Annotated in this window: 16 protein-coding genes; 6 read left to right on the plus strand and 10 right to left on the minus strand. The window is 69.1% G+C overall.

All coding sequences use genetic code 11. The features are described from left to right. Position 1: 1 nt before the first annotated feature. Positions 2 to 1435: a phosphomannomutase/phosphoglucomutase gene (locus N802_RS11105; protein ID WP_035916115.1), complete on the minus strand. Its 1434-nt coding sequence runs from the start codon at positions 1433 to 1435 to the stop codon at positions 2 to 4. Between the two features lie 132 nt (positions 1436 to 1567). On the opposite strand from N802_RS11105, the gene N802_RS11110 reads away from it, so the two are divergent. Then, entirely contained in the window at positions 1568 to 3958 is a 2391-nt protein-coding gene (locus N802_RS11110; RefSeq protein WP_035916117.1) for an ATP-binding cassette domain-containing protein, read from the plus strand. Between the two features lie 105 nt (positions 3959 to 4063). Here N802_RS11110 and N802_RS11115 read toward each other — a convergent pair whose 3' ends face one another. After that, a complete protein-coding gene (locus tag N802_RS11115) occupies positions 4064 to 4465 on the minus strand; it encodes a DUF3499 domain-containing protein (protein WP_035916119.1) in 402 nt (133 codons plus the stop codon). A 60-nt stretch (positions 4466 to 4525) separates the two neighbouring features. Here N802_RS11115 and N802_RS11120 point away from each other — a divergent pair, with 60 nt between their 5' ends. Continuing rightward, positions 4526 to 4951 (plus strand): metallopeptidase family protein, encoded by a 426-nt coding sequence (locus N802_RS11120; protein ID WP_245613913.1) that lies wholly within the window; start codon positions 4526 to 4528, stop codon positions 4949 to 4951. Between the two features lie 25 nt (positions 4952 to 4976). Here N802_RS11120 and N802_RS11125 read toward each other — a convergent pair whose 3' ends face one another. The 3 genes from N802_RS11125 to N802_RS11135 all read right to left on the minus strand — a co-directional run bounded on the left by N802_RS11125 (position 4977) and on the right by N802_RS11135 (position 9773). Continuing rightward, a complete protein-coding gene (locus N802_RS11125; protein WP_035916123.1) occupies positions 4977 to 6437 on the minus strand; it encodes a DUF5719 family protein in 1461 nt (486 codons plus the stop codon). Further along, the gene (locus N802_RS11130; RefSeq protein WP_169743420.1) at positions 6434 to 9433 is read right to left on the minus strand and encodes a glycosyltransferase; all 3000 of its coding nucleotides are present in this window, start codon (positions 9431 to 9433) and stop codon (positions 6434 to 6436) included. The genes N802_RS11125 and N802_RS11130 overlap by 4 nt, the downstream gene beginning before the upstream one ends. Positions 9434 to 9509: 76 nt before the next feature. Beyond that, positions 9510 to 9773 carry a WhiB family transcriptional regulator gene (locus tag N802_RS11135; RefSeq protein WP_035916127.1) on the minus strand — a complete coding sequence of 88 codons (264 nt, stop codon included), beginning with the start codon at positions 9771 to 9773 and terminating at the stop codon, positions 9510 to 9512. A 196-nt stretch (positions 9774 to 9969) separates the two neighbouring features. On the opposite strand from N802_RS11135, the gene cofD reads away from it, so the two are divergent. From cofD to N802_RS11155, 4 genes are all read left to right on the plus strand, one after another. Continuing rightward, a complete protein-coding gene (gene cofD / locus N802_RS11140; RefSeq protein ID WP_035916131.1) occupies positions 9970 to 10941 on the plus strand; it encodes a 2-phospho-L-lactate transferase in 972 nt (323 codons plus the stop codon). 7 nt (positions 10942 to 10948) lie between these two features. Further along, positions 10949 to 12073: a coenzyme F420-0:L-glutamate ligase gene (locus N802_RS11145; RefSeq protein ID WP_035916133.1), complete on the plus strand. Its 1125-nt coding sequence runs from the start codon at positions 10949 to 10951 to the stop codon at positions 12071 to 12073. 118 nt (positions 12074 to 12191) lie between these two features. After that, positions 12192 to 12785 carry a hypothetical protein gene (locus N802_RS11150; RefSeq protein WP_035916137.1) on the plus strand — a complete coding sequence of 198 codons (594 nt, stop codon included), beginning with the start codon at positions 12192 to 12194 and terminating at the stop codon, positions 12783 to 12785. A gap of 125 nt (positions 12786 to 12910) precedes the next feature. Then, complete coding sequence (locus N802_RS11155; RefSeq protein WP_156971369.1) at positions 12911 to 14794, plus strand: HNH endonuclease signature motif containing protein; 1884 nt, start codon at positions 12911 to 12913, stop codon at positions 14792 to 14794. An 18-nt stretch (positions 14795 to 14812) separates the two neighbouring features. On the opposite strand, the gene N802_RS11160 is transcribed toward N802_RS11155, so the two are convergent. From N802_RS11160 to N802_RS11180, 5 genes are all read right to left on the minus strand, one after another. Then, positions 14813 to 16252 (minus strand): phytoene desaturase family protein, encoded by a 1440-nt coding sequence (locus N802_RS11160; protein WP_035916142.1) that lies wholly within the window; start codon positions 16250 to 16252, stop codon positions 14813 to 14815. 85 nt (positions 16253 to 16337) lie between these two features. Beyond that, a complete protein-coding gene (locus N802_RS11165) occupies positions 16338 to 17621 on the minus strand; it encodes a PucR family transcriptional regulator (protein ID WP_052109832.1) in 1284 nt (427 codons plus the stop codon). Positions 17622 to 17656: 35 nt separating this feature from the next. Next, positions 17657 to 18460 carry an SDR family oxidoreductase gene (locus N802_RS11170; RefSeq protein WP_035916143.1) on the minus strand — a complete coding sequence of 268 codons (804 nt, stop codon included), beginning with the start codon at positions 18458 to 18460 and terminating at the stop codon, positions 17657 to 17659. Further along, the gene (locus N802_RS11175) at positions 18457 to 19953 is read right to left on the minus strand and encodes a class I adenylate-forming enzyme family protein (RefSeq protein WP_035916145.1); all 1497 of its coding nucleotides are present in this window, start codon (positions 19951 to 19953) and stop codon (positions 18457 to 18459) included. The genes N802_RS11170 and N802_RS11175 overlap by 4 nt, the downstream gene beginning before the upstream one ends. Continuing rightward, positions 19935 to 21779, minus strand: a complete 1845-nt coding sequence (locus tag N802_RS11180) for a DUF3556 domain-containing protein (protein ID WP_035916150.1) — start codon at positions 21777 to 21779, stop codon at positions 19935 to 19937. The genes N802_RS11175 and N802_RS11180 overlap by 19 nt, the downstream gene beginning before the upstream one ends. Positions 21780 to 21800 lie beyond the last annotated feature (21 nt).

The following is a 21800-nucleotide window of genomic DNA, read 5'->3' on the forward strand; positions in this document are numbered from 1 at the left end:
CTCAGTCTCCTCTCACGATGCTCAACACATCGTCGCGTATCGCGGCCATCGTGTCCGCATCGGCTGCCTCGACATTGAGCCGGAGCAGGGGTTCGGTATTGGAGGCGCGCAGGTTGAGCCACCACATCGGGTCGCCCTCGCCGTCGCCGTGGTGGGTGAGGGTGAGGCCGTCGAGCTCGTCGACCTCGACGTCCTTGTCCTTCGCCCATTCTCTGACCTTTTCCGTGCTCGCGGCAGCGTCGGCGACGGTCGAGTTGATCTCGCCAGAGGCCTCGTATGCCGTGAAGTCGCCCATGACGTCCGACAGCGGTGCGCTCTGCTCACCGAGGGCGGCGAGGACGTGCATGGCGGCGAGCATGCCGGTGTCGGCGAACCAGAAGTCGCGGAAGTAGTAGTGCGCGCTGTGCTCACCGCCGAAGACGGCGTTGGAGCGCGCCATCTCGCCCTTGATGAACGAGTGGCCGACGCGGGTGCGGACGGCCTTGGCGCCGAGGTCGGAGATGACCTCGGGGACCTGGGCGGAGGTGATGACGTTGTGGACGATCGACACGTCCGCGGCCGGGGTGCCGGCAGCCACCTCGCGGGCGACCTCACGGGTGGCGATGAGGGCCGTGATCGCACTGGGGCTCACCGGCTCGCCGCGCTCGTCGACGACGAAGCAGCGGTCGGCATCGCCGTCGAAGGCGAGACCGAGGTCGGCTCCGTGCTTCACGACGGCGGCCTGGAGGTCGCGGAGATTCTCGGGCTCGAGGGGGTTCGCCTCGTGGTTGGGGAACGTCCCGTCGAGCTCGAAATAGAGCGGCTCGATCGTGAGCGGGAGTGCGGGGAGCCCTGCTTCGGTGCCGAGCACTGCTGGGACGGTGAAGCCGCCCATCCCGTTGCCCGCGTCGACGACGACCTTGAGCGGGCGGATCCCGGACAGGTCGACCAGGCCCCGCAGGAATCCCGCGTAGTCGGCGAGCACGTCACGCTGCGTTGTCGCACCCTCGGCCTCGTGGCGCTGCTCGGCGGTGCCGTCGAGGAGTTCCTGGGCCAGGTCGCGGACGTCGGCGAGGCCGGAGTCCTGACCGACGGGTCGCGCCCCGGGGCGGCACAGCTTGATGCCGTTGTAGGCCGCCGGGTTGTGGCTCGCGGTGAACATCGCGCCGGCGAGGTCGAGGTGGCCGCTCGCGAAATAGAGGCCGTCGGTGCTGGCGAGGCCGATGTGGGTGACGTCGATGCCCCGGCTCGCGACACCCCGTCCGAAGGCTCGGGACAGCTCGGGCGAGGACGCGCGCATGTCGTGACCGATGACGCAGCCGGTCCCCTTCTCGCGGGTGATGACCACCTCGGCGAACGCCGCGCCGAGCGCCCACGCGACGTCGACGTCGAGTTGCTCGGGGACGAGTCCGCGCACGTCATAGGCCTTGACGAAGTCGGAGAGGGTGTGAGGCACGCAGTGGACCCTACCCGTGGGCAACGTGTCGGCTGTGGCTACTAGCGTGGGCCTTCGCGTGTGTATCCCGTCACGACCCACTCGTTCCGAACCCACCCAATTGGACGGTTTGGCACCACCGATGGAGAGCCGATGAGCCCCGAGCAGCACCTCGCCGACAGCCACGACCTCATCCGCGTCCAGGGCGCCCACGAGAACAACCTCAAGGACGTCAGCGTCGAGATCCCGAAGCGCCGGCTGACGGTCTTCACCGGCGTGTCCGGGTCGGGCAAGAGCTCGCTCGTCTTCGGCACGATCGCCGCCGAGTCGCAACGGATGATCAACGAGACCTACAGCGCGTTCCTCCAGGGTTTCATGCCGTCGTTGGCGCGGCCCGAGGTCGACCACCTGGACGGTCTCACGACCGCGATCATCGTCGACCAGGAGCGCATGGGTGCCAACCCGCGCTCGACGGTCGGCACCGCGACCGACGCCAACGCCATGCTCCGCATCCTCTTCAGCCGACTGGGCAACCCCCAGGTCGGCCCGCCGACGGCATACAGCTTCAACGTGCCCACGCGGAAGGCCAGCGGGGTCATGACGACCGAGAAGGACGGCCGCACCGAGAAGTCCGTGGTCAAGGGCGCCACCTACCTGGGCGGCATGTGCCCGCGCTGCGAGGGCATGGGCAACGTCAGCGACATCGATCGCACGGCGCTCTACGACGACACCAAGTCCCTCAGCGAGGGCGCTCTCACGGTGCCCGGCTACTCGATGGACGGGTGGTACGGCCGCCTCTTCGAGGGCATGGGCCTGCCCATGGACAAGCCGATCGGCGAGTTCACCGACAAGCAACTCGACACGATGCTCTACGCCCCGCCGACCAAGATCAACGTCGGCGGCGCCAACCTGACCTTCGAGGGGATCATCCCCAAGATCCAGAAGTCCATGCTGTCCAAGGACCCCGAGGCGATGCAGGTGCACGTGCGTCGCTTCGTCGAACGGGCGGTCACGTTCCAGGAGTGCCCCGAATGCGGCGGTACCCGGCTCACGGCGGACGTCCTCAAGTCCAAGATCAACGGGAAGTCGATCGCTGACGTGTGCAGCATGCAGATCAGCGACCTCGCGGACTGGGTCCGTGACCTCAAGGAGCCGTCTGTCGCACCGCTGCTCAAGGGCCTGCAGCACCTGCTCGACTCCTTCGACGAGATCGGGCTGGGCTACCTGTCGCTGGACCGCCCCGCCGGCACCCTCTCGGGAGGCGAGGCCCAGCGCACCAAGATGATCCGGCACCTCGGGTCCTCGCTGACCGACGTCACCTACGTCTTCGACGAGCCGACGATCGGCCTCCACCCGCACGACATCCAGCGGATGAACGACCTCCTCATCCGGTTGCGCGACAAGGGAAACACCGTGCTCGTCGTCGAGCACAAGCCCGAGACGATCGCCATCGCCGACCATGTCGTCGACCTCGGTCCGGGCGCGGGCTCGGGCGGCGGCGAGATCGTCTTCGAGGGATCGCTCGACGGCCTGCGCAAGGCCGACACCCTGACGGGACGCCACCTCGACGACCGGGCATCGCTCAAGGACGCGGTGCGCACGCCCACGGGGCAGCTCGAGATCCGCGGCGCCTCGACCCACAACCTCCAGGATGTCGACGTCGACGTCCCGACCGGGGTGCTCGTGTGCGTCACGGGTGTGGCGGGGTCGGGCAAGAGCTCGCTCATCCACGGCTCCCTGACGAAGCAGGACGGGGTCGTCGAGATCGACCAGGCCGCCATCAAGGGCTCACGACGCAGCAACCCGGCGACCTACACGGGCCTGCTCGAGCCGATCCGCAAAGCCTTCGCCAAGGCCAACGGGGTCAAGCCCGCGCTCTTCAGCTCGAACTCCGAGGGGGCCTGCCCGACGTGCAACGGCGCCGGGGTGATCTTCACCGAGCTCGGTGTCATGGCGACGGTCGAGTCACCGTGCGAGGACTGCGAGGGCCGCCGCTTCCAGGCCTCCGTCCTCGAGTACGAACTGGGCGGCAAGAACATCGCCGAGGTGCTCTCGATGTCCATGGAGGAGGCCGAAGCGTTCTTCGAGGACGGCGAGGCCAAGATCCCGGCCGCCCACAAGATCCTCGACCGCCTCGTCGACGTGGGTCTGGGCTACCTCACGCTGGGCCAGCCGCTCACGACGCTGTCCGGTGGCGAGCGGCAGCGCGTCAAGCTCGCGAACCAGATGGGCGAGAAGGGCGACATCTATGTCCTCGACGAGCCGACGACCGGTCTCCACCTCGCCGATGTCGAGAACCTGCTGAGGCTGCTCGACCGCCTCGTCGACTCGGGCAAGTCGGTCATCGTCATCGAGCACCACCAGGCCGTCATGGCTCACTCCGACTGGATCATCGACCTCGGCCCGGGTGCGGGGCACGACGGCGGCACGGTGGTCTTCGAGGGCACACCGGCCGAGCTCGTGGCGCAGTCGGCCAAGGGCTCAAAGGGCACCACGCGAGCAACGCTCACCGGCACGCACCTGGCCGACTACGTCAAGGGCTGACCCCCACCCGACCTTGTGCCCCATTGGGACACGGGCAGGAGGCCTTCGGCCGACGCGCCGTGTCCCAATGGGGCACAAGGTCGGGTCGTGTGTTGGTGTGTGAGGTCAGGCGTCGACGTTGCCCGGGCCGGTGCCCGGCAGCATGCGAAGATGCCCGCGGCGGTGCTCGCCGGGCACGGGTCCCGAGGCGTTCGGCGGCATCGAGCTGACGACCGCGCTCGCCACGGTGGGCGGCTCGGCGGGTCGCTCGCGCACGGCCTCGACGACGGCCACGAGGTCATCGACCTCGGGTGCTGGCGCATAACCGTCGGAGTCGAGTCGCACGTATTCCCAGCCCTGGGGCACCGTCATGCGACTCGCGTGGTCGGAGCACAGGTCGTAGGAGTGGGGCTCGGCATAGGTCGCCAAGGGCCCCATGACGACGGCACGATCTGCGTACGCGTAGGTCAGGGTGGCCACAGCAAGCTGTGAGCACCCGGTCTTGGTGCACTTCCTGGACGCGTTCACCCCATGGACTCTAGGTCACCGGTCGGACAGCCGGGGTTTGCCGCGCCGTAGTCTCGTCTCGTGCCCCCTGTCGACCCACGATTCTCCGGCCCCACGCGTCGTCGCGACCGCCGCGGTCGCGGTGCGCGCGGGCCCCTCGCCTGGCCCCCGGTTCCTGCGATGCGGACGCGCCGCGAGACGTTCGACGAGATCGTCATCGACGTGGCCGAGCGAGCCCGGCCCTATCTCGGAAACCGTTATGCCGCAGTCGAATTCGCGGTCGAGGAGGTGCCGCCGACCGACCCTGCACCCTGGGAGGAGCAGGCCGCGCCGGTGGGTCGGCTCGTCCCCGTCGGTGGCGCTGTCGGGCACCGCATCGTCATCTATCGGCGCCCTGTCGAAACTCGCGCCAGGGACAACGGTGAGGTGGCTGCGATCGTCCGCGAGGTCGTCGCGGAGCAGGTGGCCGCGCTCCTCAACGTTCCCGTGACGGAGATCGACCTGTAGGAGTGTGCGGACGCCCTCACGGGGCTCAGGGCACCGGGTGTGCCCGGCTCACGCTCGACAGCACCGATGACGCGGCCAGGGGCGCGACGGAGACCAGTCGGCTCCCCGGAACGCCACCCACACTCGACACCGCGGACCGGATCTCACCCGGGCCGGACGTCGGGAGGACCCACACCGTCGTGGCTGCGCCGATCTCGACGGTCGTCGACGTGTCCTTGTTGAGGGAGACCTCTCGAACACTCCAGGCATCGTCGGCGTCCTCGCGCCAGAGCACGTTGGCCTTGGCCGGACCGCCGGTCGCCACGAGCGAGACCAGTCGGATGCGCTCCTCCTCCGTCTCGGGATAGGCGGCACCGAGGAGTCCCTTCGCGGGGGCCGTCGACGGCGACCACGCGAAGTCTCCCGGCGCGGAGCCCGACCGATCGGTCGACCACGCCGAGGCGACGATCGGGACGTCGGAGGTGAGCTCCACGGCATACGTGCCTCTGGCAAGTCCCTTGATCGGCAACTCGCCGGTCGAGCGCCCGGCGACCCGGATCACGCCACCCTGAAGCGGCGACGGGCCGCCCGGCCCGATGACCCGCGCGCTCACCACCGCCTGCTGGCGGTCGGGCACGGCGATGCGGATCGACCCCGACGTGCCGACGAATGCCCCGGGGATGATCTGTCGGGTCGAGGGCTCGGCGGTGGGGACGGTCGTCTCGGCACCGGCCGGGACCGAACCGTCGAGCCACATGTCGCTCATCACCGCGCGGACGGTTCCTCCGCTGGCACGCACCCGGACGGCAGGGGACTCCTCGGCGCCGGTGATGGCATCGACAAGGACTGCGACGCGCCCACGCGCCGGGACGACGGTCAAACCCGAGGGCGAGCGCAACGGCCCCTTGGCCCCGAGAGCGGTGAGGTCGACCGTCACCTCGTTCGCGCCCGGATTGGTGAGGATGAGCCGCTCCTGGCGGCCGGCGTCGCCGCCTCCGGCCAGGAGCCAGTGGTCGGAACCCGGACCCGCACAGGGCACGGTCGCGAGTCCACGGATCTCGTCGCGGGCCACGGACCATTCCTGCGCAGCGACGAGTCCCGGAGCCATCGGACCGGTCGCGACGATCTCGCTCGCGACCCCGGATCGGGCATCCTCGCTCGTCGCGATCCCCCGCTGCGTGACCGTCTCCCCGGTCTCCGTGCCCGAACGGATGACGAGCTCACCCCGACCCAGCACGGAGTCGCCGGTGACGATCTCTTCGGGCGCGGTGGCCGCGGCGATGCGAGCCGGCACATCGATGTCGTCGACGCCGTCGATGCCACTCAGCTCGGGTCCGGGGCACGACAGCGCCGCGGACGTCACGGGGGCGAGCCGGCTGCCCGCTGCCGTCGGTTCGTTCGGGGCCGAGGGTGAGGCCGGCGACGTCGTGGCCAGGGCGACGAGCCCGCCCGCAGCAGCGACGGTGGCCACGAGCCGGGCCGGCCCGACCAGGCGTGCTCGGTTCATCGCTTCCTCCTCGAGTCGCGCGTCCCGAAGGGGATGGCGAGAAAGGCCACGACGAAGATCATGAGGGCCTGGAGCCCGCGCCACCACGGGTACTCGGTGGGGACGGTGATGCTCAGTTCGTGTGTGCCGGCGGGAAGCGGGTAGGTCGGGCGGCCACCGTCGGTCGCAGCCGTGACCTCGCGCCCGTCGACCTCGACGCTGGCGTGCTCGGCCCAGGCGGCCGGTTCGGCGACGGCTAGCGTGTCACCGCTCTCGGCGGTGACCGATGCCTCCGTGGCGCCGTGCTCGCCCGTGGTCTCGACGAGGGCCGTGCCGTCACCGGTGACCCGCGTCAGCCGACTCGGTCCCACGGCGACGTCAGGATCGTTGCCGACGGCGGCGATCCGCCAGAAGTCGAATCCGCCACGGCTCGCCAGCCGGGACAGGCTCTGAGTGGAGTCGAGACGCCGCGTCACCTCGTCACCCGCGGTGTCGGCGACGGCGATGAATCCGATGGCCTGCTCGGCCAGACGGGTTCCGGCGTCCTCGCCCGTGCCGTCGAGCAGCTGGCTGACGTCGTCGGCGATCACGGCGTCGTGGGCGAGATTCTGGGGCAGGGAGCGCGCCAGCGCTCCGGTCTCACGACCGACGATTCGGTATGCCGCACCGCTGGGTCCCGGGGTCACGAAGACGGTGCGGTTGGAGAGGTCGTTGACGGCCTGCTCGACGGCGACGGCCGGCCGCGGGTCCGACCAGGTGCGCAGCGCCGCATCAAAGCTGAACCAGGCCAGCGCACCGGCCGTGACGAGTCCTGCGAGCCCCAGTGCTGCTGTGGCCGTCACTCGGCGTCGACCCCGCAAGGCACCGACGCCGACGACCGCCGAGGCGATGAGGGCGAGCGTGAGCGGCAGCATGAACGTGCCCACCCACGGGGTGACGGGTCCGATCGCCTGAGCGCCCGCCGTGGCGCCGTCACGCGACGTGAGGTCGAGGTGGGGAGCACCGAGGACCCCGGCCAGCGACAGGATCATGACGAACGAGGCCGCCGTGGGAACGGACCGTCCGTGACGCGAGGCGAGCAGCCCCGCGAGACCTCCAGCGACGACGACGGCACCGACCCACCACGGGGTGCTGCCTGCCCCGCCCGGGTGGAGGAGGGCGAGCGCCAAGGGTTCGGGGGTCGTCGGACCCCATTGGCTCAGCCCCGGCCCGGTGGCCACCAGCGCCCAGTTGTCGATCGCCTCGAGAAGCGAGGGGCCGAGGAGCAGCGGACTGATCAGGGCCGGCGCGAGCGCGCGCATGCGGGCTCTGCCATCCCCGCCGAAGACCGCCACGGCGAGACAGACGAGGACGACGAGCGCGAGCAGTGGTGGCGCGAAGGCGCCGAGGAGCGCGGCGCCCAGCGCGGTGGCGAACGCCCCCGTCGCCGTTCCGGTGGGTCGGGCAAGCAGGACGATGCCCGCGAAGACCGCGGGGAGCAGGACGAGGGCAGCCAGTGCGCCGAGCCGTCCCTGGGCCACCGAGGCTCCCGCGGCGCCGGTCGTCGCCCACACGAGGGCGGCCGCGCCTCGAGCCAGTCGCGAGTGGGTGAGGACGCGGGCCGAGATATAGGCGCTCACCGCTGCGGCAGGCAGCGTGAGCACGAGCAGCGCGCCCACGACCGCACCCGCCGGCGACGTGAGATCGCCCGTGCCCGGCAGGTGCTCGACGACCCACGTGGGGATCGCGAGGAGAGCGAGGCTGAGGTTGGCCGGGCCGTCTCCCCCGAGGCCCGGGCCGTGCCAGCCGTCGAAGGCGGCATGCCACAGGCTGCTCGACGTGGCGCGCGTGGTGATGAGCTCACCACCGGTGACGCCGGAGCCGAGTCGGCTGATCAGACCGCCACCGATCTCGCGGCCGGCCGCGGCCACGACGACCACGGTGGCGAGGAAGGCAAGAATGCCGGGGTTGAGCGCGGCCCGGGACACGATCGAGGCGTCGTCGGTGTCGGGCCCACCCTCGTCGGGCAGCACTGACGGACCGAGGATCGCCTCCTGGGCGCGGTCGAGGGTGCGGCGCACCACGACGGAACCGGGGACGAAGAGGCTGTCGATGTCGCGGTGGCGCACTTCGCGCCCACCTCGCGTGCGCATGCGACTCGCCACGCCGCGGACGGGGTCGAGCGAGCCGAGGTCGCCGAACGCCTCCTTGGCGGCGCGTGGCCGCTTGAGCAGAAGCAGGCCCACGCCGGCTCCCAGCGAGCTGACCAGGATCCAGAGCGCGAGGAAAGGCGCCTTCCACCACGGTGTGCGTGCCAGGGCCACACGTCGTGCGGCGCGTCGGCGGCCACCGGTCGTGGCTGTCGCCAGACCCATCGCCGCGACCGACCGCATCCGGGCGTCGGGGGCGACGACGACCCGGTGACCCGCGAGCTGCGCCCGCCAGCCGAGGTCAAGGTCTCCGCCGAGGTCGCCGAAGGCTCGCTCCCACCCTCCCAGCGCGCGCAGGACCCCCACCGTGGCCAAGAGGCCAGAGAAGGGGACTGCGACGACGTCACGACGCAGGTCGTACTGCCCTTGGTCGGGGGCACCCAGAGGCGGGTCCTCGAGCACGCGGCCGGTGCGGGTCGTCGTGATGCCGACGGACCGGAGCGTGCCCGGCGCAGAGGCGTCGACGTGCTTGGGGCCGACGAGACCGACCGACGCACTGCGGCGGTGCGCCTCCAGGAGTCGGGTCAGGGTGTCGGGTTCGGGAATCGAACCGACGGGGAGCACCCACACGAGGTCGGTGTCGGCCAGGTCTGCTGACCCGACCCACTGCGAGACCGCCGCGCGATCCGGCATACCGGAATCGATGCGTTCGTGCGCGATGTCGAAGGTGTCCGATCGAGCGGACTCGACCACGGTTGTGGCCTCGTCGTCCGAGGACGAGTCGAGGACGACCACATGGTCGGCACGCGTGGACGATGCCGCGAGGGCGTCGAGAAGCGCGCGGAGCCCGGAGGGTCCCGATGAGTTGAGGACCACCGCGTGCACCACCGCCCCAGCGTAAGTCGCGCTGGCCGGTGGCGGCACTTTGGCAGTCGTCAGCGTCATGGGGTGGGCGTACGCCCCATCAGACTGCTTGCTTCTTCAACTTGCGACGCTCCCGCTCCGACAGTCCACCCCAGATGCCGAAACGCTCGTCGTTGGCCAGTGCGTACTCGAGGCACTCGGACCGGACATCACACCCGACGCAGACCTTCTTGGCTTCGCGGGTGGATCCGCCCTTCTCCGGAAAGAACGCTTCCGGGTCCGTTTGTGCGCACAGACTGCGCTCCTGCCAGGAGAGTTGTGTCTCCTCTTCGACCATGGCGTCGATCAACGTCAACTCGTGCATCGCTGCCTCCTCGACCCTTGCGACCCAACTCTGTGTCCAGGGTTCCCCCGAACGAGGGAAGAACTTCCCAAGGACACAATGATGAAATTACACGCGTGTCATCCCCGTACGTCAAGCGGAGTTCTGATATCGGGTGTCTTTTTTTGAGACGGACCGGCGTGTCGCGCGATTTTGCGGGTGGGTCAGACTGACCCCCATGCGAATCACAGCCCTTGCGGGCGGCGTCGGCGGAGCACGGTTCCTGCGCGGCCTGCGAGCCCATCTTGACGCCGTATCACCGGAATCCGAGCTCACGGTCATCGCCAACACCGGTGACGACATCAGCCTCTACGGCCTCCGGGTGTGCCCCGACATCGACACCTTGCTCTACACCCTGGGCGGCGGAATCGACGAGGAGCAAGGGTGGGGACGGGCCGGCGAGACACGGCGTGTCCAGGACGAGTTGGCCGCCTACGGCGCCGTCCCGCAGTGGTTCACCCTGGGTGATCTTGATCTCAGTACCCACATCGTCCGGTCACAGTGGCTGGCCCAGGGGCTCACGGCGTCCGAGGTGACCGGGCGCCTGGCGACGCGCTGGGGACTGCCCGAGCAGCGGATCACCCTGCTCCCCATGACGGACGTTCCGGTCGAGACGCACGTCGTCCTGGACGCGGAGGACGGCTCGCAGCAGGCGGTGCACTTCCAGGAATGGTGGGTGCGCCTTCGGGCCGAGGTGCCGGCGTCACGGTTCGTCGTCGCGGGTCTGGATCGTGCGGCGGCGGCACCCGGCGTGCTGGAGGCGTTGCGCTCGGCCGACGTCATCGTGCTCCCGCCGTCGAACCCGGTGGTGTCCATCGGGATCATCCTCGGCGTGCCGGGCGTGCGTGACGCGCTGCGGGGGTCGCAGGCTCCGGTGGTGGGTGTCTCGCCGTTGATTTCGGGGCGGCCGGTGCGTGGGCACGCCGATGCGTGCCTGTCGGCGATCGGGGTGGAGTCCACCGCTGCTGCCGTCGCTGGGCTCTATGCCGACTTCCTCGACGGGTGGCTGGTGGACCCGGCCGATGCCGGCGTGCGCGTACGCGGGGTCGAGACGGCCGTGCACTCGGAGGACCTGCTCATGACCGACGTGGACGCCACGGCGCGGATGGCGGCGTCGCTGCTGGCGCTTGCGGAGCGCGTGCGCAAGTGAGGCGCTCGTGACTCGGCCTCTGTCCGTGGTGCCCCTTCTCGGGGTACCCGAGGTCGTGGTGGGCGACGACGTGGCTGGGCTGCTCGTGGGGGCGCTTGGCGGACCGGTGACGGCAGGCGACGTCGTCGTCGTGTCGAGCAAGGTGATCTCAAAAGCGTTGGGGCTCACCGCTTCTGGGACTGACAAGTCGGCATTGGTGCTCGTGGAGTCCACCAGAGTGGTGGCCGAGCGGGTCGTGGATGACCGGGTGACTCGGGTCGTCGAGTCCGCGGCTGGGCCGGTGATGGCTGCCGCAGGGATCGATGCCTCCAACACCGGCCCCTCGGGCGCGTTGCTGCTCTTGCCTCGCGATCCCGATGCGTGCGCGCGCGAGTTGCGCACGGCCTTGCTTTCCTTGTCCCGTATGCCGTCCAGCACGCCTTTCGCGGTCGTCCTCAGCGATACGGCGGGGCGGCCGTGGCGGGCCGGGCTCACGGACTTCGCCCTGGGTTCGGCGGGGTTGACCGTGCTGCTGGACCATCGAGGTGCGGAGGATGCGGACGGGCGGGTGATGTCCGTGACCTCGCGGGCGGTCGCGGACGAGATTGCCGCCGCGGCCGACCTCGTGAAGGGGAAGGCCGACGGGGTCGCGGCAGTGGTGGTTCGCGGGCTGCCGGACTCATGGTTCGTGGAGCCCGAACGTGACGCCGTGGGGGCACGAGGGCTGGTGCGCACCGGCCCGGCCGACTGGTTCGCCAAGGGTCACGTCGAGGCGGTGCGTGCCGCGTTGGGCGTCGCTCCGGGGACTGCGGAGTCCGAGGCCGTGGGGATCCGCTCGGTGGGTCCTGAGTCCTTCGCCGATCGGGTGGGCCGCGTGGTGGCGTTGACGCTCTTCGTCGATGAGGATGCGAGCGTGGACCTTGAGGTCACCGACCAGGGCGACACCGACCCGGGCGACACCCGCCCAACCAGCACCGACCCGAGCGACACCGCACCGATAGCTACGGTGACCCTTGGCGCCGCCGACGCCTATGCGCTCGGGCGCCTGGCCCAGCGGCTCGAGGTCGCCGGGGCAAGTGAGGACCTGACCGTTGACTTCACGACCGAGCCGACCGCCGAACACACGGTGACTGCGCGCCTCAGCCCCCGCTGAACCACCAGGTCCCTCCCACCAGGACGGGAGGTGGTGCGGGAGGCGGGCGGACGGCATACGGAAGGTTGGGCTCGAAATGTGTGGCGACCACGCGGGGTCGTGAGCGACCCTCGTAGGCATGATCCGTGCGACGTGGGTGCTGCTCGAGGGTGCGAGCGACGTCGCTGCCGTGCGGGCGCTGCGGGCCGGGCGGGGTGTCGCGCCCGCGGATGAGCCGTGCGAACTCATCGACATGGGTGGCGCCACGAACGTCCGTCGGTATCTCGGTCTCGCCGCGGAACAGCGAGCGCTCCCCCGCGTCATCGGGCTGTGCGATGAACGGGAGGCGCACTACTTCGCGCGCGGGGTGGCGGCGCACAGTGTCGCCCTGGGGATCGATGTGGAGGTGACCGTGGAGGAGCTGCCTCGGTTGGGGTTCCAGATCTGCCGTCGCGATCTCGAGGACGAACTCATGCGCGCCCTCGGGGTCGACGGAACGCTGGCCGTGCTCGACGAGGTGGAGCTACGGACGACGTTCGAGGGGTTCACTCGACAACTGGTGTGGCGTGGGCGGCCGGTGCGGGACCAGCTGCGGCGGTTCGTCGGCACGACATCAGGGCGCAAGGAGCTGCTCGCGGGAGCCATGGCCGCAGCCCTCGCCGACGAATCGATTCCGGCGCCCCTCGCGGGCCTGCTGGCGTCGATGGAGAGGCTGTCAGACGTCTCTGTTTGACTGCTTGTTGCGGGTGGGGCGACGTGTGGCCTGGGTCCTTGGACTTGCGCGTGTTCGCTTGTGGCAGAACAGAATTCACGCCCCGAAGCCTTGTGATCGGACGTGTGTTCGAGTACGTTTGGGTCATGGATATCGAGGCGGTGAAGACAGCGATGGCGGACCTCTACGCCGCCATCGCTGCGCCTGCCAGCGCGTCGTCATCCGCGGCCGGCTCGCTCGACGCGGACGCGTTGCTGACCGTGGTCGAGCAGTCCCAACAGGTCATCAACATCGCCAGTGGGATTCAGACCCACGCGATCGCGCACCTCGCCGCCCACGACGAGTTGCGTGACGACGAGGCAGAGTCCGGGTGGGCATGGAAGCGCCATGGGCTGGGGTTCATCGCGGATGACACCGCCTCGCTGATCGCTCCCCGGATGGGGGTGTCAGTGCCCGTGGCAGCGGGTCGCGTCGAAGTAGCAGTGCACCAGGTGACCGTGACCCCGCGTCTGGTCGACGCGATGGGTTCGGGCGAGTTGGACGCGTACCGAGCGCAGCTCATCACCCGCGAGGTCATGCCGTGTGACGACGACATCGCGCGGGAGATCGTCGACCGACTTCTGGGCTTGTTTGACGGGCCGGGCGGGTGGAGCGAGACGGCCGGCCCGCTGGGGGCGCGAACGCGTCGGCTCGTGCAGAGGCTGGCGCCCGAGGTGGCCGCGGCGTCCAAGGAGAAGGCGATCAAGGAGCGAGCGCTGACTCGGCGCAGCGTGTCCGCCGCAGCCGACCTATGGAACGGACTCGTCCCCGTCGAGCAGTCCCTGGTGATGTGGCAGGCGGTGGACGAGCTCGCCCGCCAGTTGCAGCGCGCCGATCGTGAACTCACCCTCGAACAGGCACGGCTGGACGCTCTGGAGCAGCTGATCCTGCAGCGTGCTGACGTGACGATTCACCTGCACGCGACGCACGCCGAGTCCGCAGCGAGCGAGGGCGAGGCTGACCTGGCAGCCGATGACGCGGGTGCGAGTGACACGGGTGTGAGCGACGCGCAGGTGGGTGACCCGGACGGAACGATCACGAGCGTCGCCGATGCTTCCGCGGCGGGTGCCACGAAGGCAGCAGGTGGCGCGCAGCCCATGTCGGGACTGGCTGGGCGTGCGATCCGTGGGGTGGTCGAACTCGGCGGCCTGAATCGTCCAGGTACAACCGTGGTTGACGTCGGCAAACTCCCCGCACGTGTTCGGTTACGACTTTCGACCGCATTGACCTGCCACCCCGATACGGGTGCCCTGATCGGAGGGCACGTTCCCAAGGCCCTCGCACCCTGCGACCTCACCTCCGACCCACCGCCCCGTACGGCACTGGGGGTGGTCGAGGAACGCTACCGACCCTCCCCTGCCCTGCAACGCCTCATTCGGCTCAGGGACGGTCACTGCCGCTACCCCGGATGCCAGATTCCTGCGCGTTCGTGCGACATCGACCACGTCGTGGCGTGGCCAGTCGGCCCCACGACCGCGACGAATCTCATGTGCCTGTGCCGACGTCACCACCGCATCAAGCAACTCCCCGGCTGGAGCGCCAGACTCGACCCGGACGGCGTGGTGCATTGGGGCGACCCCGGCGGTCGGAGCACCGATACCCACCCCGTCGATCACCTCGACCGCCTGAACCATGATCCGGTGGATCCCGGCCTGCCGATGAACGAGACCAGGGTGGCGGCCCCGCACGAGACCACATCGGCGACGAGCGACAGGACTGGTGCGAGTCAGGGGGCGCCCGGCCGCATCACACCGAGGATCCTGCGCCGTCTTCTCTCAGAAGACCCCGCGCGACCCGAGACGCTCCTCGAACTCACCCTCCAGCGCCTGCTGGAACTCGACCACGTGGTCGCATTCGACGGACCTGCCCCGCAGCCCAGTTCACGCCCCGACTGGGGAGAGTTCCAGCCCCCCATCCTCATCGACGCCGTTGCCCGCTACCGCGATGACGCGCCACCCTCACCAGCCCAGCCCGAGCCGCCACCTTTCTGACGGACGGGCAGCCGGGCGCTAGGCCGAGGTCGACAACGCGGCGTCCGCGTGAACGTGGAGATCCCGCAGCGCCAATTGGGCGGCTCGGAACCCCACCATGCCGTGCGCACCCGGTCCCGGCGGCGCAGCGGCAGAGCAGAGATATACGCCGGGAACGCCCGTGCGGTAGGGGTTGCGGCCGGGACGCGGTCCGAACACGAGCGCTGCGGGGGTCTTGGACCCGGTGAGGATGTCGCCATTGATGTAGTTGGCGTTGGCTGCGGTGAACTGACCGGGACTCGTGACGTGCAGATCGAGGATGCGCTCGCGAAAGCCCGGGGCGAATCGCTCGATCTGCGTGATGACGGCCTCCGTGGCATCACCGTCGTACCCCGCGGGGACGTGGGCGTAGCTGTAGATCGGGTGAACGTTCCCCCGAGAGCGGGAGGGATCGGCGAGGTACTGCTGCCCCAGGAGGACGAAGGGCCTTTCGGGCAACCGCCCGCGGGCGACCGCCTTCTCGTTCGCGACGATCTCGGCCGCCCCGCCGCTGAGGTGAACCGTGCCGGCACGCCCCACTTCCGCGTCCTTCCAAGGGACGCCTCCTTCGACAGCGAAGTCGACCTTGAAGGCGGCCGGCCCGTGCCGGTGACGCTCGTAGGCACGGCGAGTCGCGGTCGGCATCTCGTCGCCATAGAGGGCGAGAGCGGCCCGTGGTGCCAGATTGAGGAGGACGACATCGGCGCGCGGGAGCTGTCTGAGGGACGTGACGTTCACGCCGGTTTCGATCTTGCCGCCGAGGTCGGCCAGCGCCTTCGCCATCGCGGTCGTGATCGCCTGCGTGCCACCGACAGCGACCGGCCAGCCGTCATGGTGGCCCGCCGTGAGGATGCCCAGGCCGATGGCCGAGGAGAGGATCTCCGTGAGGGGCCGCATCGCGTGCGCCATCGTCCCGAGGAACAGTGCACGCGCCTGCTCGGTGCTGAACAGCTTGGCGAGAATGGCGGCCGGCACCAAGGTGGGAGCACCGAATCGTCCCAGCAGCAGCGGGTGTCGCGGCAAGTGGACGACCGGGCCAAGGACGTCAGCGGCGAGTTTGTCGTAGGTGCGTGATGGCCCACCGAAGAGCATCCGCCACCGTGACGCGTCGGCGCCCAGCCCCACCGCAGTCGATTCGACGGATCGGTGCAGGAGACCAGCAGGGCCAGTGTCGAGCGGGTGTGCTGCGTCCAGTTCGGGCCACGCCCACGTCAGACCGTAGGCGTCGAGGCCCGCCAGAGCAGGCGACTGGAGTGCCATCGGGTGGATGGCTGCACAGTGGTCCACGAGGATTCCGTCGCCGAAAGGCTGCACGGTTCGCGTTCCGCCCCCGATGTCATCCTGAGCCTCGAGCACCGTCACCGACACGCCTGCACGGGCCAGAGCAAGCGCAGCGGCGAGCCCGTTGGGTCCGCTGCCGATCACGAGTGCGTTTGCCATGGCGTGAACCTACGGTCCCGCCACCACGCTGCTCCATGGCCTGCACGACGCAATCCATGGCCAGCATTTGGTCATCACGAACAACTCACTCATCCCTGATCAGGACCGCCGGGTGCAGCCAGTGGCACGCAGTCAGCGCCAACTCGATCGCCTGGCGATCCGAACTGATCGACCGGCCCAGCGCCTTCTCGGCCGAGGCGATGCGGTACTTGACCGAGTTCTTGTGCATCAACATCGCGTCGGCGGTCGCGGTATAGCTGCTGTCGTTCTGGAAGAAGAGCAGCAGAGTGCGGCGCAGCCGCTCGTGGTGTTCGTCGGCTCGAGCGAGATCCCCCAGGGTCTCTCGCACCCAGGTCCGCGTGGTGTCGAGCTCCCTGACGAGGAGCGCCGCCACCTTGAGGCCTGGCTCGTCGAAACAGGTCACGGCATGAGTGGGGTCATCGCGAACCATGGCGACCTGCTGGGCCTGAAGGGCTTGCTGGTGGGTGGCCCGGAAGCCGGCAACTCCGGTCTGGGTGCGACCGAAGGCCACCCTCGGCACGGGTGGCCCGCCCACTGCGGCCAACGACGAAAAGAGGACGTCCCCGTCGATCCGACAGTTCTCCTCCACCTCGAACCACGCCCAAGCACTGGCCCGGTCCCGCGGGATGACCAACGGCGAGCGTCTGGACTCCACGTGTTCGGCGATGATCGCGGCAGAGCGAGTGAAGCGGGAGACCTGGTCCTGCTGGGCCCCGGTCTCGGGGACCCACAGGATGGCGGCGAGGTGCGGGACTCGCAGCCGGTAGCCGATGACCTTCTCGGCCGCGTCGACGTCCGTCACGCGACCCGCGATGAGGTCCTCCACCCGACCGGTTCGGGCACTGGTGAGTTCCGTGAGCCAGCGCTCCCGTTCGCTCTCATAGACGTTGATCACGCCCTGGGAGATCCAGTCGATGTAGTCGAACAGCGCGACGATGATGTGCTGATAGGCGTCGGCTCGGACATCTGGCTCGGCTTCGATCGCCTGGCACTCGTCGAAGACCAGCTCCAGGAGGTGCTGCTGCGCCAACCGGTAGGCACGCACCAGGGCGCTGACGGGCACGCCCCGCTGCGCCAGCCGGCGCGCATACTCGTAGGCCGCCGACGGCGGTTCGACGCCCTCCACACCGATGCGGTGCCGCAGGGAGTAGAGGATGTTCTCGAGGTTGCCCTCGATACTGGCGTGCAGCAGGTCGACGATCGGGCCGTCACCGTCGAGTTCGGGGATGCGGTCGGAGAGCCGAACTCTCAGGTTCGACGTGAGGGCGTCGACCTGCGGGTGCAGGCGTGCGGCAACCGCGACGACGAGTTCGTCGGCGCTTGTCGCGGGGGTGTGAACTTCGACCATTGATGCAGTTTCCCAGAGCTCGATCGGTCGTGCGGTCAGTCGACGAACAGGTCCTTGGTGAGCGAATGCGCGCCGTACCTGCTCAGGTCAGCGACACCGGCGCCACGCAGCACCTCGGCGTCGATGAAGGCTCGGCCAGTCCTCTGCTCATGTGGCAAGTCGAGCAGGGCCATCGCCGCGTCAGCCATGATCTCGGGCGAGCGCGCACCCTCCTCGCCCCCGACGACGTTGCGCACGGCCGCGGTGTCGATGAGCGTCTCCGGCCACAGGCAGGCACTCGAGACTCCGTCGGCCTCGAACTCGGCGGCCCACCCCAGGGTCAGCAACGTCATCGCATATTTCGACGTCGTGTATGCCGGGTGCGCACCGAGCCAGCGCGGCGCGAGATTCAGAGGTGGAGACAGAGTCAGGACCGTGCCGCGGGAGACGCGCAGGTGTGGGAGGGCCGCGGTCGTGAGGAGCCACGTGCCGCGCACGTTGACGTCGTGCATCAGGCCGAACTTCTTGGCTGGGGTGTCCCTCGTGCCACCCGTGTGGATGGCGCTGGCGTTGTTGACCACGACGTCGATCCCGCCGAATTCGCCCACGGCCGTCTCCACCAACCGGGCGACGTCCTCCTCCGAGCGGACGTCTCCGACGACACCGACGGCGCCGCCGCCCGCGGCCCTGATCTCGTCGACGGCCGTGTGGATCGTTCCCTGAAGGGCAGGGTGGGGCTGATCGGTCTTGGCCAACAACGCCACGTTGCCGCCGCGACGCGCGAAGGCCAACACCGTCGCCAGACCGATCCCCCGGCTTCCGCCGGACATCACCATCGTGGGAGAGGTTGCCGTGCTCATCGTTGCTCCGCCCGGAGTGGACCCTTGACCAATTTCCCCACGGAGTTCGTGGGCAACTCGTCACGAACGTGGAACTCGGCAGGAACCTTGAAGCGCGCAAGGCCCGCCTCGCAGTGCCCGCGCAGTTCGTCCTCGGTGACGACCATCCCGGGCTGGGTGGACACGTATGCCACCGGAACCTCGCCGAGGGTCGGGTCCGGCTTGCCGATCACGGCGGCCTGAAGGACGGCAGGGTGCCGGTAGAGGCACTCCTCGATCTCCTTGGGATAGATGTTCTCGCCGCCACGGATGATCATGTCCTTGATCCGGTCGACGATGCGCAGGTAGCCCTCCTCGTCGAGAACTCCGACGTCGCCCGAGTGCAGCCACCCGTCGCGCACGACACGCGCCGTCTCCTCGGGCCTGCCGAGGTAGCCCCGCATGACGTTGGCGCCCCGGATCACGACCTCCCCTCGCTCCCCGACCGGCACCGGCTCACCCTCGGGCGATACCACCGCGACCTCCTGCCCGCGCAGGGCAATACCGACGGTGCCGGGCTTGCGCGGGCCGGTGATGGGATTGATCGTGGACGCGACGCTGCCCTCGGACAGCCCGTAGCCCTCCACCACCGGCACCCCGAACCGCTCCTCGAAGCGGGTGATGAGCTCGGCCGGCATGGGCGCCGCGCCGCAGATCACGAACCGCAACGAGGACGTGTCGACCTCGCCAACCGTCCGGGCCTCAAGCACCGCATAGATCGTCGGCACGGCCGAGAAGTACGTCGGTCGATGCGCCTGGACGACGTCCCAGAACGTCTCCGGGGAGAAGCGCGGTCCCACCACGACCTCGGCGCCGACCCGCAACGGCGACAGCACGCTGGCGACCAACCCGTTCACGTGGAACAACGGGAGCACGAGCAGGCTCCGGTCTTCGGCGCCGAGGGCGAAGTGCTCGATGAGCTGGCGGCTCATCGAGTCGAGGTTGTCGTGATCGAGGAGCACTCCCTTGGGTTTGCCGGTCGTTCCGCTGGTGTAGATGATCAGCGCGAAGTCCGAGCCCTGGGCCAGGGCTTCCTCGTCGCGTTCCACCTCGGAAGCCGCGTCCTGCCCGGTCGAGTGCACGAGTGACACGTCGACCCAGGCGATTCCCAGCGATTCGGCGAGCCCTCGGCCACGGTCATCACCGACGAGCACCGCGCTCGAGGAGTCCTCGAGCTGGTAGCGCACTTCGTCGTCGGTGAGCGCCGGGTTGATCGGCGTCATCGCCGACCCGCGATACCAAGCGGCGAACATCGTGGTGACGATCTCCGGACGGTTCGGCAGCATGACTGCGACCGTGTCGCCGGGAGCCACGCCGAGCGACCCGAAGTGGGCGGCAAGGCGTTGGACGTCGGCGGCAAACGTGGCGTTGTCGAGGTCGCGATCGTCGTGGCGGAGTGCGATGCCGTGGGGGTCGGCTGCTGCTCGAGCGAAGGGAATCCCGGCAACGGCAGTGGTCAGGAGTGCGTGGGCCATGCCTCGCTCCGTCCGATCACTGTGTCGGTGTGAACTGTGTTGGCGTGAGCTGCGGTGGCGTGCGCAGGGTGGTACTCCGGGTGCCGCCATGTGACCGTGACGGGGACCGGCCCGTTGGGCAGCCACGGCTGCTCCTTGACGCAGTCGCTGACCAGCCACGTGCCACGCTCGACGATTCCGAGGGCTGCGTCCATGACGAAGTACTCCTGGGTGGGCTTGTGGATCGGCTGCGACTCGACCCACACGACCACGAACTCGCCCGGTGCGTACCCGATCCGCTTCTGAATGGCGTTGATGAGCTGGTCGTCGTGCAGGTGCCCGTCACCGAAGTTCCAGCCGATGATCGAGTTGCAGCAGAACTCCGCCTCGCGCAGCGAGTAGGTCTCGTAGTTGTCGCCGAGGTAGTTCTGCATGACGGAGAACAACCCGCGGCCCTGGCTGTGCATCGAGCGCCACGCGAGGGTCATCTGCATGGTCATCTCTGCGACGTCGGGGTCGTAGCCCATTCCATCGATGAGCTGGTCGATCTGGTTCTTCGCCGGCTTGGTGAGCTCGTTGAGCCTGGCCTCGGCGCCCGGCGCGAACGCCCACGTGGCCGAGGCCCAGTTGCCGGCGTACTGGCGGAGCGAGGGCAGGAAGGAGACGAGGTCGGGCCGGAGGTTGCCCAGCACCGGGAAGAACGCCAGCGCGACCACCAGGACCGGGAACATCCACCCGGCGCTGAAGTCCGTCACGCCGAATCCCTCACCGGCCGGGAACCCCGCGAACAGGAAGATCACGATGTAGGCGAAGAGGATGTTCCACTCCAGGGGCACCGCCAACGGGAACGTCTGGGTGATGAAGAGGTGGAACGCCACCATGCAACCGACGGCCACAAGGGTGAGCGTCCAGTTCGTGCTGAACAGCAACACGAGCGGGACGACGAGTTCGGCCGTCGTCCCGAGGACGTGCGCCATGAACGCGGCGAGCCCGGACGGCTTGAGGTCCTGGGGGATGGAACGGTAGTGCGCCCTCTTGATGAACTTCGGCGCGAAGGGTGCGTTGGACACCATCGGCGGGACGACGTTGACGAAGTGCGCGTTCATCTTCGACACGGAGGCGCCGACCCAGACGGAGACGATGGCCAGTTTGGCCGCCACGATGACGTCGGTGAAGGTGAACAGGCTGCCGGCGAGCGCCGAGATGAGCAGGATGGGCAGGTACTGCTCTCCGCGGGCCGCGAGGAACAGCGTCTTGTCGCGCAGGCCACACAGCACGAGGAGCAGAGCGGCAACGGCCATGAACCGCGGGTCGACCATCACGTGCCTGAACCCCTCCGGCGTCGTGCCACCGGACACGGCGGCAAACAGGAAGCTGGCCAGCGTCACGAGGTAGAGCACGACGTCGAAGACCGACCGGTTGTCACCCTTGGTGAAGGGGATCCAGCTGGACCACGGAGGAAGCCGGATCGTGTTGGGGCGTGCCCAGTAGGCGATGCCGCCGGTCATGGGCTTGAAGTGTGCGGCCAGCGGCCCCCACGTGCCACCGATCCCGAAGAGCTCGAGGAAGAGCGTCCACAGCACGAGCTTCTGGTAGACGATCGGCTCGTTCCACCACGAGCCGACGTCGAACATCCCGCCCACGTCAGAGGTGAGGGTCGCGAGTGCCACGCCACCGCCGATGTAGAGCACGAGCAGCTTGACGATATAGATCGTGTGCACCATCTTGGGCGTCCCGAACCCGTACTCCGCCCAGAACGTCGCCAACAGGCGAAGCCGTTCCTGGCGCGGGCGGGTGAGGAACTCCGCTGGGTCCACCGGGGGTGCATCGGGGGTCAGGAAGGGCATGGCTCGGACTCCTTTGTCTCG

Source organism: Knoellia sinensis KCTC 19936 (genome assembly GCF_000768705.1).
GTDB lineage: Bacteria > Actinomycetota > Actinomycetes > Actinomycetales > Dermatophilaceae > Knoellia > Knoellia sinensis.

Coding starts and splice junctions, on each gene's coding strand:
- N802_RS11160 (WP_035916142.1), bottom strand. CDS start 16,252: ATGGCAAACGCACTCGTGATCGGCAGCGGACCCAACGGGCTCGCCGCT.
- N802_RS11170 (WP_035916143.1), bottom strand. CDS start 18,460: ATGAGCACGGCAACCTCTCCCACGATGGTGATGTCCGGCGGAAGCCGG.
- N802_RS11150 (WP_035916137.1), top strand. CDS start 12,192: ATGATCCGTGCGACGTGGGTGCTGCTCGAGGGTGCGAGCGACGTCGCT.
- N802_RS11165 (WP_052109832.1), bottom strand. CDS start 17,621: ATGGTCGAAGTTCACACCCCCGCGACAAGCGCCGACGAACTCGTCGTC.
- N802_RS11175 (WP_035916145.1), bottom strand. CDS start 19,953: ATGGCCCACGCACTCCTGACCACTGCCGTTGCCGGGATTCCCTTCGCT.
- N802_RS11125 (WP_035916123.1), bottom strand. CDS start 6,437: ATGAACCGAGCACGCCTGGTCGGGCCGGCCCGGCTCGTGGCCACCGTC.
- cofD (WP_035916131.1), top strand. CDS start 9,970: ATGCGAATCACAGCCCTTGCGGGCGGCGTCGGCGGAGCACGGTTCCTG.
- N802_RS11110 (WP_035916117.1), top strand. CDS start 1,568: ATGAGCCCCGAGCAGCACCTCGCCGACAGCCACGACCTCATCCGCGTC.
- N802_RS11180 (WP_035916150.1), bottom strand. CDS start 21,779: ATGCCCTTCCTGACCCCCGATGCACCCCCGGTGGACCCAGCGGAGTTC.
- N802_RS11135 (WP_035916127.1), bottom strand. CDS start 9,773: ATGCACGAGTTGACGTTGATCGACGCCATGGTCGAAGAGGAGACACAA.
- N802_RS11155 (WP_156971369.1), top strand. CDS start 12,911: ATGGATATCGAGGCGGTGAAGACAGCGATGGCGGACCTCTACGCCGCC.